Genomic DNA, 13,974 nt, shown 5'->3' on the forward strand with positions numbered 1-13,974 from the left:
GTGAACAGAAAAAAGAAATCTGAGCGCTGGAAGACTTCGGCTTCTTTCCCCGCTTCAGGCAATTCAGTAAAGCAACGTTGGACTTCTGATTTTCAGCCTGTCCGGGGCGCCAGCAGTCTTCGCAGAAAACGGCGATTAAACGCGGCAGCCGCAAAAAAATAAATACAATACAAAATCCCAAAGCATAAAACAAACACGCCGCCGATCTGAAACAGAACATCGGGCATCGCCGGAAGCAGCATCGCATTCAATTTGAAATTGACAAAGGGCGCGGCAAGCCCCAGCGAAACAATCCCCATGCCCATGGGCAGACTCAAACCTTCGATAACCTGATAATCAAGCCAGCGGTTCAGCGCTTTCTCACTTTTGCCCAAAGCGTGCAGAATCATAAGCGCGCGCCTCTGCCGCCGCAGTTGAAGTAGCTGCGTTAAGGAAAGCATTGAAAAATAAAGAACCAGAAAGATCAGTCCGATATTGATCTGCAAGAACCCCATCCAGCGCTGCGTCTGCGGATCACCAACAACCAGCCCCTCCGCAAACAACAGCGTGCCGAAACAAAACGCTGTAAACGCGAAGATCAGACAGACACAGAACACCGTGTTAAGAAGTGCTCCGCTTTTCGCCCCGCCGCTGAATTCCGCGATCTTCAGCAAACGGTCATTTTCAAGCAGCGCAGAGGGGCAGGTGCGGCGCAGACCTGAACCTGCGGCATAGACAAACTTGTAAAAAGCGGCAACGCTGAGCAGCAGGGGGATCGCGATGAACGCGATGGAGAACATCATGATTTCCTCGTTTCCGCGAACCAGCAGGATCAGCAGGAACACATAGACCGCCAGACTGACCAGAAAGATTGTCTGCCACCGCTTTCGCTGATCCGGATTCAAAGGCGAATTCCGCCGCTGCTCGGCGAACAGCTGACAAATCTGCAGGCGCGATAATTTCCGGTAAACCGGATAAGCGGATAAAAGTTGGGCCAGCAGAAACCAGACGGCCGTCTGCAGCGCGCTCTGGCCAAACAGCGGCAGCATGTTGGCGAAGATCGCCCCCTCCGGCAGCGAAAAGAGCAGGATCCAACCGGCGCCACAGCCCAGCCAGATTCCCAACAGGCAGCAGAACGCTCCGATCCATCCCAATTCCAAAAGAAGCAGCTGGATCAACCGGCGTTTTTCCATTCCCATTAAAAGGTAAACGGCCAGCTCCTGAGCCCGCTGCGCCACGATGAACTGATTGAGAACCCCGACCAGCAGCACCAGAATTGAAACGATGAGAAGCGGCAGCGCCGCCGTCTGAAATCCGGCCTGCCTCTGTCCTAACGCTGCAACACAATGGGAAAAACACAACAGTGCGGCCAGAATGATCACCGTCATCACATAGACAAAATAATCGCCGGCACTGCGGCAGGCGTTACGCCACGCTAATTTAAAAACCATTCTCCGCCGCCTTTCTTACCGATCCCATCGCGTCCAGAATGCGGGTAAAAAACGCCTGTGGGCTTAAACTTCCCCGCTCGATCACCTTTCGCAGCTGACCATCGTGCATCAACAGGATGCGGTCGCAATAGCTGGCGGATAAAACGTCGTGAGTCGCCATCAGAATCGTCGCCCCCTCCCCGCGCAGCATCGTCAACGTTTTCAACAGCGCTTTCGCCGCCTGACTGTCTAACGCCCCGGTCGGCTCATCGGCCAGAATCAGCGTGGGCTGCGTCGCGATCGCGCGGGCGCAGGCACAGCGCTGCCGCTGTCCCCCAGAAACCTCGCTGGGAAAATGCTGCAGAATCTCAGAGATCCCCAGCCTGGCAGCCCAGTGTTCCACAATCCCTTTAATTTCAGTTTTCGGCGTTTGCTTGATCGTGAGCGCCAGCATCATATTTTCCCGGATTGTCAGCGTTTCCAGCAAATTGTATTCCTGAAAAATGAATCCGAGATGATCCCGGCGAAAAGCCGCCAGATCTGCTTCCGATAATTCCGCCAGATCCTGCCCATCCAGCTCAATCGTTCCGCCGCTGGGCTTATCCATCGTCGCGATCAGATTCAATAACGTCGACTTTCCGCAGCCGGAAGCCCCCATGATTCCGACAAAGCTGCCTTTGTCCACCGTGAAGCTGACGTCCCGCACCGCCTGCGTCAGTACGCCGTCATTCTCATAAACCTTGGCGACATGCTCCAGCCGCAAGACCGGACAAGATAAGCTGGACTTGTCAGCCGGCACCTGCTCATCCCGGCCCAGCCATCCGGCGATCACCTCCAGCAGCACCTGATCTGTTTTTTCCATTAAATCTTCTGCACGGATCAATTCGCCCGAAAATAATTCGCTCAGCGTGATTCCCAACGCCTCGCTTAACGGCGTCAGCAATGCGTAATCCGGCAGCGATTTCCCCGTTTCCCATTTCGACACCGCTTTATCGGTAATCCCCAAGACCTCGGCCAGCTGACTTTGCGTCCAGCCTTTTTCCTTTCTGCGGATAGCGATGAAGCCGCCGATTTTTATCTGATCCATACTTTATCCTCGCTTTCATCGTTTTCATTGTAGCGCAGCACGCCAAAAGGAACACCTACCAACGGTAGAGTTCCTCGTTTTCCACCTGTTTTCTCTCTTCTGCCGCGTCGGTTTGGGATAAAAACCGATTGGATTTCTGACAAAAGTCCTCTTCCGATCAGAGACCTGTAACCTTCATGAAAGAGTTCAACTTTTGTCAAAAAGAAAGGAGAGCCTGCGCTCTCCTCTCACAAATTGAAAATCAGCTTATTTCTGAACTGCTTCGTCAACGACGATCTCGCCGGACTTGATCTTCGCTAACGCGTCTTCCATCGCCTTGACGATTTCATCAGACAGGTTCGGGTTTTCCTTCGGGAAGCCGATGCCGTCATTGCTTGCGTCAAAGACCATTGTTCCACCCTGGAATGTGCCGTTCTTGACCTGTTCTGCGAAATAGTAAGCCGCTGTATCCACACGCTTCAGCGCAGAAGTCAGAACTGCGGATTTGCCGTCAGACATCAGACCTGCGTCATACTGGTCGGAGTCAACGCCGATCGCCCAGACGTCTTCGCCAGCTTCACGGCGGTCCTTCGCTTCTTTAATCAGACCGTTGCCCGTTGCGCCCGCTGCATGGAAAATAACATACGCGCCGTCATTGTACTGCTTCTGAGCCAAGGTCGAGCCTTTGCCCGGATCGTCAAATGCGTTGGCATAATCCGTCAGCACTTCGATCGCCGGATCGACGCTGGCAACACCCTGCTTGTAGCCCGCTTCAAAACGTTCGATGATCGGGTTTTCAACGCCGCCGATAAATCCGACTTTCGTCTTGCCCGCTTCTTTCGCCTTCATGGCTGCGGCAACACCGACCAGATAAGAAGGCTGCTGCTCTTTAAAGACTGCGGAAGCAACGTTTGGTTTGTCAACTTCCGTATCAATGATAACGAACTTCTGATCCGGATACAGATCGGCAACTTCTTTCATCGCATCTTCAAACAGGAAGCCCGGAGCTTCGATCAGATCTTTCTTTTGATCCGCGAAGGTGCTCAGATTCGGGATGTAATCCGCGTCCGCCGAGGACTGCAGGTAGCCGTAGCAATCTTCGCTCATCTTGTTGTCTTCCGCGAATTTAACTACGCCTTCCCAAGTACCCTGGTTGAAGGACTTGTCGTCGATACCGCCCAAGTCGGTAACTAATCCGATGGTAATCGTGCAGCCGGTGTTTTCACCGTCTGTGTTTGCGTCAGCGCTTGGTGTCGGTGTAGCCGTTCCTCCGCCATTGTTGGAACAGCCGGCAACCATCAGCAGCGCTAAAGCAAAGGTCAGCAATTTTTTCATTTTCTTTCCCTCCATTGCTTTGTGCAAGCTATGCTTACAGTATAATATTAGACTTTTAAAATGCCATTTGTCAACTTAAGGCGTGGTTTTCTTCAGACAATTCCGGCAAGTCAGGAAAAAAACCGGTTTTGATTCAGAAAATAATCAATTCCGGTTTCAATGTGATTTTTCAATCTTCTTCCTCAGCGTCCGCTTCAGCGTTCTTTTTAATGTAAACATCTCTTGGCTTCGAGCCCTGAACCGGACCGATGATGCCGCGTTCTTCCAGCACGTCGATCAGCCGGGCCGCGCGGTTATATCCGATTCCGAACCTTCGCTGCAAGAGCGACGTCGACGCCTTCTGCGTTTCGATGACGTAGTCCTTCACTTCCTCGTACAGCGGATCGTCCTGGGCTGAGACCACAGCCGTGCTCTCGTTGTTATCGACCCCTTCCAGCCGGATAAACGCGTCCTCGTAGCGCGGCTTCATCTGAGCGGAAACAAAGTCGGTGATCCGCTTGACCTCCTCGTCGGTAACATAGACACCCTGCAAGCGCACCGGACTCGGTTCGCCGATCGGGAAATAAAGCATATCGCCGTTGCCCAGCAGCCGTTCCGCTCCGACATGATCGAGGATCGTCCGGGAATCAATGCCACTGGAAACGGAGAAGGCGATCCGGCTTGGAATGTTGGCCTTGATGATGCCGGTGATGACATCGGTCGAGGGCCGCTGCGTCGCGACGATCAGATGAATGCCGGCGGCGCGCGCCAGCTGCGTGATCCGCTGGATGCTCATTTCCACTTCCTTGCCGGCCACCGCCATCAAGTCCGCCAATTCGTCGATGATCACGACGATAAACGGCATCGGCTGCAGGTTCGGCTGCGGTTCTTTGGCGATTTTCTCATTGTAGCCGGCGATGTTGCGCACCCCGACCTGCGCAAAGACTTCGTAGCGGTTTTCCATCATCATGACGATGACCTTTAACGCGCGGGCTGCCTCGGCGCCGTCGGAAATCACCGGACCGATCAGATGCGGGATCTCGCGGTAAGGCGTGAATTCCACCTTCTTCGGATCGACTAAAAGCAGCTTTACCTCATCCGGCGAAGTCCGCATCAACAGCGAGGTGATGATCGTATTCATACAAACCGACTTGCCGCTGCCGGTCGCGCCGGCGATCAACAGATGCGGCATTTTGTCCAGTTGGCAGAAAATGCCTTTACCCATTAAATCCTTGCCCAGCGCCAGAAGCAGCTTTTTGTCTTTTTTATCCTCCGGCAGCTGACGCATCAGCTCCAGCATCTTGACCGGCGTCGTTTCGACATTCGGAATTTCGATGCCGACGGCGTTGCGGCCGGGAATCGGCGCTTCAATCCGGATATCGCGGGCTGCCAGCTCCATTTTCAGGTTATCGGAAATCGCGTTGATCTTCGATACCTTGACGTTGGAATCCGGACGGATTTCAAATTTAGTGACCGCCGGGCCGATATGCGTCGCGACCAGCTGCGCGTTGATACCGAAATTGCCCAGCACCTCGATCAGCTTCTTGCCTTTGATCGACGCGGCGTTCTGGTTCAGCACCGAGCGTGACTTGGCCTGAATTTCATCAAGCATCGTCAAGGCCGGCAGCTTGTAGTCGACCGCTCCCGCGCCGCTGCCCACGGATACCACCTTCGGCAGCTCCTCCGCAGCCGGTTTCTCTTTTTCCTCTTTTTTCTTTTCTTTCTTCACGACCGATGACGGCAGCTCTTCTTCAGGCGCCGGTTCGTCATCCGGGGTTAAGAAAATTGATTTCTTCTTCTTTTTGCCCAGCTCCACCGTGCCGATCACCTTCCGCTCTTCCGCGGCCACTTCCAGCGAATCGCTTTCCGTTTCGCGTTTGGAACGCTTCGGCTTCGTCTTTTTCTCACGATGCAAAGCCCCGGTGAGCGACTGCCACAGCGACACATAGACCTCGGTCTTGATCATCAGCAGCGCGGCCAGCGCCAGCAGCGCGAAAATCACCAGCACCGTGCCGGTGCGGGCAAACAACAGCGAGCTGAGCGAATACAATAACGCGCCCAGCACGCCGCCCTGAGCCGCGACGGTTGAAGGCGAACTGAAATGCTCGCCGGTATGGGAAAGATACTCGCTGAACACCTGAAAGCCGCTCAGCTGCGGATCCTGAGGAATCGCCGACCACAAAATCATCGCGACCAACACCGCGCCGATCGCGATCAGCGTCTTAACGGAGAAAACGGGAAACTTCTGTCCAAACAAGACAGCCAGCCCCCCGAGTAAACACAGCCCGTAGACGACTCCGTAATACGTTCCGAACAAATACCGCGTGATCGTAGTCAGAAACTGACCGACGATGCCCAACTGCAGCGCCGCGATCAGCGTCACGGTGATCGCCGCCAACGCGATCACATAACGCAGGATTTCCGAATCCACGGTATTCTTATTGCTTTTTTTCTTTTTCTGCTTCGTTTTCGCCACGGATCATCATCTCCTATTCCGTGACATTGATTTCGACAATCGCCGGTAAAATCATCGGCCGCTTGCCGGTTTCCTTCAAGACATATTTCACGATCCGGTCTTTGGCTTCCATCCGCACCGCCATATTCTCATAGCGTTTTTCCTTGACGGCGTCCTCGACCGTGCGTTCGATAATGTTGCCGATTTCCTTGACGATGTGATCGGCGTCCTTCAGATAGATCACGCCGCGGCTCTGTACATCCGGTCCGCCGATGACCTCCTTGGTCTTGTGATTGACGACGATGCCGACGATGATCGCGCCGTCGGTGGATAAAATTTCCCGATCGCGCAAAACCATGCCGCTGACGTCGAGATTCTCGTTGCCGTCGATCAAAACGTCTTCCAGCGTCAGCTGATCCGCCGTCGATTTCAGAATGCCGTCTTCAAATTTGGCAATCTGCCCGTTGTCCAGCACAAGGATCTTATCCGCGTGATACCCCATGTTCAGCGCGATGTTGGCGTTGGACACCAGCTGGCGGTATTCGCCCTTGATCGGCATGTAATAGGTCGGCTTAAACAGGTAAAGCATCATTTTCAGATCTTCGATCGACGCGTGCATGGAATACACCTTGCGCCGGTCCAGCGTCACAACGCGGACGTTTTCCTTATACAGTTCGTTTTCCATATTCGTCGCTTCGCGTTCGGTGCCCGGCACCACCGGCGAGGCAATGACGACGGTATCCTGGCCGTTCAGCCGCAGCATCGCGTCTTCGCCCAGCGCGACCTTGTGCATCCGCCGGAACACGTGATCGCCTGAACCGGACACGATCACCACGACGCCCTTCAAGTCATTGGTAAACTTGGCTTTCGGGATTTCCAGACCGATCGGCATGCGGTAATAGCCCATCTTTTCGACGGCTTTTAAAATCGCGCGCAGATCGTCGTCATAGAAAATCACTTTGCGGTTGTACTTGTTCGCCAGCTCGATAATCTCGATGATGCGGTATAAATTCTGATGATAAGTCGTAATGATAATCCGGCCTTCCGCGTCTTCAAATGCCGGTTCGACAAACTCCGTGATCCGGTGATGCGGCGCCGAATGGCCCTCGCGGTCCGCGCCGACCGACTCGGTCATCAACGCCAGCACGCCGCGCTTGCCAATCTCCGCCAAAGCGGTGATATCGCAGGAAAAGGCGTCGTTATGAATATCGTAGTCGACGATGTATTCGCTCGTGTAGACGATCGCACCCTGCGGCGTTTCGATCGACAGGCCGAAGCCGTCGGCGATCGACTGGGTCATGCCGAAGGTGCGGATCGGAATTCCGGCGATCTTAAAGCTGGAATTGCGCTTGACGCGGTGCACGCGAATCTCGCGCAGTCCTTCCTTTTTCAGCATCTCCTCGATCAGCATCGCGGTTAACGGCGTCGAATATACCGGTGCTTTGACATGCCGAAGCAGATTCGGCAGCGCCGCCATGACGTCGTCATGACCATGCGAAATGAAAATCGCCTGAATCCGGTGTTGGTTCTCAATTAAATATTTGAAGTCCGGAATAATCCGCTCGATCCCCAACTGATCGGTGGATTCCGGATATTTTAAGCCCGCTTCAATGACAAAAATGGATTCGCCGACTTCAACCACATACATGTTTTTGCCGTCTTCATCCAGTCCGCCCAAAGCGAACAGACGTACTTGATCCATGAAAATTCCTCCTATGATGTTTTCTTTATTATACCCTGTCCAACGTTCCCTGACAACCGCGCGCAGCGCAGGAAAAACGCTTTCAATCGTTGAAAAGCGCTTGTCCAGGCGGTTTTGGTCAATCATGATACGGCCCAACAGGGATAGCTTCGTGGGTAAACTATATCATAGCTCCGGCTGGATTTCAATCTTTTTAACAGAATCGCCTTCCAGCCTGGAGAAGGCGTTCACTAAAAAAAGACCGCGGTCTGATAAAAAGCAAACAAAAACCGCCGGTCTCATTCAGCGAAATTCCGACGGCAGTTGTCTTTGGGGCTCAGGCAGCCTGCGGCTGCGGTTGTTCGATTTTTTCACCGTTCAGCGACCACGAATGGATCTCGGTGATCCGCACCTGAACCAGATCGCCCGGTTCGGCATGATCGGCGGTGAAGTTGACCAGCTTGTTGGTCTCGCTGTAGCCGCTGTAAACCTGTTCGTTTTTCTTGGATGGTCCGTCGACCAGCACGGTCACGATCCGGCCCAGATACGGCTCGTTATTGCGATGGGCATAAAACGCGATCTTTTCATTGAGCTGCTGCAGGCGGCGGCTTTTGACCTCAGCCGGCACATTGTCCTGCATCCGTGCGGCCGGCGTGCCCTCGCGGGGAGAATAGATGAACGTAAACGCGCCGTCGTACTGACATTCGTCGACCAGGCTCAGCGTCATCTCAAATTGTTCCTCGGTTTCATTGGGGAAGCCGACGATGATATCGGTCGTGAACGAACAGCCCGGAATCCGGTCTTTAATCTTATGGAACAGCGTTAAATACTCCTCGCGGGTATAACGCCGGCCCATGATCTTGAGCATTTCGCTGCTGCCGGACTGCACCGGCAGATGAATCGCGGGCATGATGTTGTCATAGCTGGCGATCACCTCGATCATCTCATCCGTAAAATCCCATGGGTGACTGGTTGTAAAGCGCACCCGTTCAACACCGATTTCCGCGGTATCGCGAAGCAGCTGGGCAAAACCGTAGCCGCTGGCGCGGTCTTTGCCATAGGCGTTGACGTTCTGGCCCAGCAGCGTGATCTCCTTATAGCCCTGTGCCTTGAGTTCGCGCACCTCTGCCAGCACGTCTTCGGGATCGCGCGAACGTTCCTTGCCGCGGGTATACGGCACGATGCAGTACGTACAGAACTTGTCGCAGCCGTACATGATATTGACCCACGCCTTATGCTTGCCAAAGCGGCGCACCGGCAGGTTTTCAATGACCTCGCCTTCCTTGGAGAAGATCTCCACCGTCCGCTCATGGCTCAGCATGGCCTGCGTCAACAGCTGCGGCAGTCGATGCAGATTGTGCGTGCCGAAGATCAGATCGACCTGATGATATTTCTTCAGAATCAGATCGACGATGTCTTCCTCCTGCGCCATGCAGCCGCACACCGCGAAAATCAGATCGGGATTTTCCCGCTTCATCCGCTTCAGCGCGCCCAGCTGGCCGATGACCTTGTCCTCGGCATTTTTGCGCACCGCGCACGTGTTCAGAATGATCAAATCCGCGTCGGCTTCGTTGGCAGCGCTCAAAAAACCCATCGTTTCAAGGATTCCGGCGATGGTTTCCGAATCGCGCTCGTTCGCCTGACAACCATAGGTATGGATATAATAACGCCGGCCGACGCCCAGACTGCGCGCCTGCGGATCCAGGGCGAACAGCGAACGTTCGATCGCCGCTTCCTGCGGCGTCCGTATTTGCGCCGCCTTCAGCGACGGCAGCTTCCAGTCTTTTTTCATAGGCATCTCCTTGTCTTTTTCATAACGCGTTTCATTATATCAAAAAGAAGGCTTTTTGTCGCCTTCTTTCTGTCTCTCTGCTTATTTCAGGATGGAATTACTGCGAAATGGCAGAAACCGGGCAGGTCGAAACGCAGGCACCGCAATCGATGCATGTTCCTTCGTCAACACCCGCTTTTCCATCGTCCTGTAATGCAATGGCTCCTACCGGGCAAACTCCTGCGCATGCGCCGCAGCCGATGCATGTATCTTTATCTACTTTTGCTGGCATTGTTTCATCCTCCTTTATGCTCCCTATTATATCATGGTTGCTTTTTTTCAACAATAAGTTTTATCGCCGTTCTTTGCTGACCGTCGATCACGATATCCATAAACGCCGGCACGCAGAACAGCTCCAGACCGATCGGCGCCACAAACCCGCGCGCGATCGCAACCGCCTTGATCGCCTGGTTAATCGCGCCGGCGCCGATCGTATCGACTTCGACCCGATCGTTCTCTTTTAATAAGTTGGCTAACGCGCCCGCGACCGAATTCGGATTGGATTTCGTTGATACTTTTAATATTTCCATAAAATACCCCTTTCTTCTAACAGGATATGTGAGAAAAAAGGGGTTTATGTTATGGTCTGATCTGAATCCGCTCAACGTGGGAAGCCCGGCCTGTCGTTTCGTCGATTTCCGCCCACACCCCGCATAGCATTGCCGGTCCTTCCGCGACGGTATACCGGGTTTTGATTCCATGTAGCGTGCGGTCGATAACCTCCTGCTTATCGCGGCCGAGAATGCTGTCAAACGCGCCGCACATGCCGACGTCGCTGATGTACGCGCAGCCCCGCATCAGCTGCTCATCGGCGGTCTGAACGTGGGTGTGCGTGCCGACGATCATGACGCACCGATCGGCGAACACCTGCGCGAACGTTTCCTTCTCGCCGGTCGTTTCGCCATGGAAATCCACGAACCACAGATCGGCGGATATCCGGTTCAGAATTTCGCTCATGCACGCAAACGGACTGCGCACGACGTTATCCATGAACACCTCGCCGCACAGATTGACCATGCCGATCCACTTCCCGTTAACCCTCGCAATCCGCACGCCCTCGCCCAGCTCGACCGGAGCCAGGTTGACCGGCCGGATCAGACGGTCGGCTTCCTGAATGAACATTTTCAATTCGCTTTTGGAAAACGTATGGTTGCCCATCGTGATGTAGTCCGCCCCGCAGCCTAACAGCTGGTGATAAATCTTTTTGGTGATGCCTTTGCCATGAGCGGCGTTTTCGCCGTTGACGATCGTCAGGTTCGGACAGATCTTTTCTTTTAAAGCAGGCAGGTGCTGCTGGAGCATCTGCCTGCCTGGGGAACCGACGATATCGCCGATAAATAAAATTCGCATTATTTCGCTAATTCGCTGGCGCGGGTTTCTCGAATGACGGTGACCTTGATCTGTCCAGGATAGGTCAGCTCGGCTTCGATCTTATCTTTAATATCGCGCGCTACGCGATGGCATGCCACGTCGTCGATCTTATCCGGAATAACCATGACGCGGATTTCGCGTCCGGCCTGAATCGCATACGTCTTATCGACGCCTTCAAAGCCGTTGGCGATCGCTTCCAGCTGTTCAAGCCGGTTGATATAGTTTTCAAAGCTCTCAAACCGGGCCCCCGGACGGGCTGCGCTTAACGCGTCCGCCGCTGCGACAAGGTTGGAGATCAGCGTCGTCGGTTCGACTTCGCCATGATGCGAATGAATCGCGTTGATGACGACAGCGTTTTCGCCGTGCTTCTTCGCAACCTTCACACCCAGCTCGACATGGCTGCCGTCCATTTCGAAGTCCAGCGCTTTGCCGATATCGTGCAGTAAGCCCGCGCGCTTGGCCAGCGTCTGGTTCAAGCCCAGCTCGGCGGCCATCATGCCGGACAAATAAGCGACTTCCATGCTGTGCTGCAATACGTTCTGACCATAGCTGTAACGGAACCGCAGACGGCCCAGCAGTCTGACCAGCTCTTTGTCGATCCGGCCGATCTGCAGCTTGAACACCGCATCCTCGCCGGTTTTCATAATCGTGTCGTTGAGTTCATTGGTCACCTTGCGGACTACGTCCTCGATCCGGCCCGGCTGAATGCGGCCGTCGCGGATCAGTGTTTCCAACGCCTGCCGCGCGATTTCGCGGCGGATCGGGTCGAAGCAGGAAACCGTGATCGTTTCCGGCGTGTCGTCGATGATCAGATCGACGCCGGTCGCCTGTTCGATCGCCTTGATGTTGCGGCCCTCGCGGCCGATGATCCGGCCCTTCATTTCCTCGGAAGGCAGACCGACGACGGAAACCGTCCGTTCGATCGTTTCTTCCTGAGCATAACGCTGAATCGCCAGCGCGATGATATTGCGGGCGGAATCGGCGGCTTTGGAACGTGCCTCGTCTTCCCGTTCGCGGATATAAACGCTGACCTCTTTATCCATTTTCTTTTCGACGGCGTCCATCAATTCCTTTTTGGCGTCATCGGCGCTCATTGACGCGATGCGTTCCAATTCGACAATCTGATTGTCGATCTTGGCCTGCAGCTGAGTTTCCATCTTCTCCAGTACATTCAGTTTATCCGTGATCTGGCTGTTTTTGTTTTCAATCTGCTTTTCTTTCGCCGTTAAGGTTTCATCACGAAAATTCAGGTTATCTTCCCGACGCGTCAGTTTATTTTCTTTATCCTGAAGCTCTTGCTTTCTTTCCTTAACTTCTTTTTCAGCGGCCAGCTTCAGCTCGTACGCCTGCGTACGGCCGTCCAGCACAGCCTGTCGGACTAAGTTCTCAGATTTAATTTGTGCCTCTTCTAACAGCAATTTTGCCTTTTGCTGATCACGATTTAAGCCCAGCCGGGATGTGATCATCATGATGACGACACCGACAGCTAAACCCCCAATACCAGATAAAATGGACAAAACAAGTGAATTCATCATACCTTATTTCCTCCATTATCAGTTGTGTAGAGTTGTGACTCCTTTATAATAATACCTAATTTTAACCGTTTTCACAATAACAAAGCATGGTTTTTCCAGAAATTCTTTCTTTTTCACCGGCTTTTTCATCCCATTTCCCATTGTTTTATTCTTTAAAAAGGAAGCCCTTTCACCCAAAGTCTTCCTCTGACGCCCGCCGTTAAGCGCTTTTTCACATCTTGAAAAAAAGAACAAGCTTAAGCTTGTTCTTCGGCTGGCGCTTCTTCCTCGTCGCCATGAAAAAGTTTATGTTTGATTTTCGCGGTGATTTCCTCATCCAGCTGCGGATTGGCTTTTAAGAATGCCCGCACCGCCTCGCGGCCCTGCCCGATCTTCTCTCCGTTATAGGAGAACCAGGCGCCGCTCTTGTTGATGATTTCAAACGATTCGCCCAGGCTGACGACTTCGCCGATATGCGAAATTCCCTCGCCGTACATGATTTCGATCGCCGCGACCTTAAACGGCGGCGCGACCTTGTTTTTTACGACCTTGACGTTGACCTTGTTGCCGACGATTTCCGAACCATTCTTAATTGCTTCACTGCGGCGCACGTCCAGGCGCACAGAAGAATAGAACTTCAGCGCCCGGCCGCCCGGGGTCGTTTCCGGATTGCCGAACATGATGCCGACCTTTTCCCGCAGCTGGTTGATAAAGATCGCCGTGCACTGGCTGCGGTTCATGACGCCGGCCAGCTTCCGCATGGCCTTCGACATCAAACGGGCCTGCAGACCGACCTGGGAATCGCCCATTTCGCCATCCAGTTCGGCCTGCGGAACTAAAGCTGCAACTGAGTCGATGACGATCAGGTCGATCGCTCCGCTCTTGATCAGCATCTCGGTGATTTCCAGCGCCTGTTCCCCGCTGTCCGGCTGGGATAAGATCAAATCGTCGATCTTGACGCCCAGATTCTTCGCGTACATCGGGTCGATCGCGTTTTCTGCGTCGATAAACGCCGCCCGTCCGCCGGCTTTCTGGCACTCGGCGATCGCGTGCAGCGCCAGCGTCGTTTTACCGGAGGATTCCGGTCCGTAGATCTCGATGATCCGGCCTTTCGGATAGCCGCCGATGCCCAGCGCGTAGTCGATCGCGATCGAACCGCTGCTGATGGCGTCGATGTCGACGTTGGCCCGGTCGCCCAGTTTCATAATGGACCCCTTGCCGTATTGCTTCTCGATCTGTTTGAGTGTGTCCTGGAGTAGTGCGTCTTTATTCTTCTCTTTTTCTGCCATAGCTGTCCCTCCGCTACTCTTTATATACGCAAATTTTTTAAAAT

Annotated in this window: 12 protein-coding genes and 1 pseudogene; all 13 read right to left on the reverse strand. The window is 53.7% G+C overall.

The genetic code is table 11. The annotated features are described in order from the left end of the window. Nucleotides 1–92: 92 nt before the first annotated feature. The 13 genes and pseudogenes from BQ7364_RS04145 to recA all read right to left on the reverse strand — a co-directional run bounded on the left by BQ7364_RS04145 (nt 93) and on the right by recA (nt 13,930). A complete protein-coding gene (locus BQ7364_RS04145; RefSeq protein ID WP_072683544.1) occupies nt 93–1,430 on the reverse strand; it encodes an FtsX-like permease family protein in 1,338 nt (445 codons plus the stop codon). Further along, nucleotides 1,420–2,208: an ABC transporter ATP-binding protein gene (locus BQ7364_RS04150; RefSeq protein ID WP_369802542.1), complete on the reverse strand. Its 789-nt coding sequence runs from the start codon at nt 2,206–2,208 to the stop codon at nt 1,420–1,422. Before BQ7364_RS04150 ends, BQ7364_RS04145 begins: the two co-directional genes overlap by 11 nt. 93 nt (nt 2,209–2,301) lie before the next feature. After that, a pseudogene (locus BQ7364_RS18320) lies at nt 2,302–2,496 on the reverse strand (helix-turn-helix domain-containing protein); the annotation flags it as partial. Continuing rightward, entirely contained in the window at nt 2,484–2,696 is a 213-nt protein-coding gene (locus BQ7364_RS17670) for a hypothetical protein (protein ID WP_139248553.1), read from the reverse strand. The gene BQ7364_RS17670 and the pseudogene BQ7364_RS18320, both read right to left, overlap by 13 nt. Nucleotides 2,697–2,742: 46 nt before the next feature. Further along, nucleotides 2,743–3,810: a BMP family ABC transporter substrate-binding protein gene (locus BQ7364_RS04155; RefSeq protein ID WP_072683546.1), complete on the reverse strand. Its 1,068-nt coding sequence runs from the start codon at nt 3,808–3,810 to the stop codon at nt 2,743–2,745. A gap of 169 nt (nt 3,811–3,979) precedes the next feature. After that, nucleotides 3,980–6,265, reverse strand: coding sequence for a DNA translocase FtsK (locus tag BQ7364_RS04160; protein WP_072683547.1), 2,286 nt, complete (start codon nt 6,263–6,265; stop codon nt 3,980–3,982). 13 nt (nt 6,266–6,278) lie between these two features. Beyond that, nucleotides 6,279–7,946, reverse strand: a complete 1,668-nt coding sequence (locus tag BQ7364_RS04165) for a ribonuclease J (protein ID WP_072683548.1) — start codon at nt 7,944–7,946, stop codon at nt 6,279–6,281. 316 nt (nt 7,947–8,262) lie between these two features. Continuing rightward, on the reverse strand, nt 8,263–9,717 hold the full coding sequence (gene miaB / locus BQ7364_RS04170) for a tRNA (N6-isopentenyl adenosine(37)-C2)-methylthiotransferase MiaB (RefSeq protein ID WP_072683549.1): 1,455 nt from the start codon (nt 9,715–9,717) through the stop codon (nt 8,263–8,265). Nucleotides 9,718–9,814: 97 nt separating this feature from the next. Then, a complete protein-coding gene (locus tag BQ7364_RS04175) occupies nt 9,815–9,988 on the reverse strand; it encodes a 4Fe-4S binding protein (protein WP_006060856.1) in 174 nt (57 codons plus the stop codon). A gap of 31 nt (nt 9,989–10,019) precedes the next feature. After that, entirely contained in the window at nt 10,020–10,286 is a 267-nt protein-coding gene (locus tag BQ7364_RS04180; protein ID WP_072683550.1) for a stage V sporulation protein S, read from the reverse strand. Nucleotides 10,287–10,335: 49 nt separating this feature from the next. Beyond that, nucleotides 10,336–11,106: a TIGR00282 family metallophosphoesterase gene (locus tag BQ7364_RS04185; RefSeq protein ID WP_072683551.1), complete on the reverse strand. Its 771-nt coding sequence runs from the start codon at nt 11,104–11,106 to the stop codon at nt 10,336–10,338. Continuing rightward, the gene (gene rny / locus BQ7364_RS04190) at nt 11,106–12,662 is read right to left on the reverse strand and encodes a ribonuclease Y (protein WP_072683552.1); all 1,557 of its coding nucleotides are present in this window, start codon (nt 12,660–12,662) and stop codon (nt 11,106–11,108) included. Before rny ends, BQ7364_RS04185 begins: the two co-directional genes overlap by 1 nt. A gap of 236 nt (nt 12,663–12,898) precedes the next feature. Further along, nucleotides 12,899–13,930 (reverse strand): recombinase RecA, encoded by a 1,032-nt coding sequence (gene recA, locus BQ7364_RS04200; protein WP_072683554.1) that lies wholly within the window; start codon nt 13,928–13,930, stop codon nt 12,899–12,901. Nucleotides 13,931–13,974: the final 44 nt, after the last annotated feature.

The sequence above is a fragment of the Holdemania sp. Marseille-P2844 genome (genome assembly GCF_900120005.1).
GTDB lineage: Bacteria > Bacillota_I > Bacilli_A > Erysipelotrichales > Erysipelotrichaceae > Holdemania.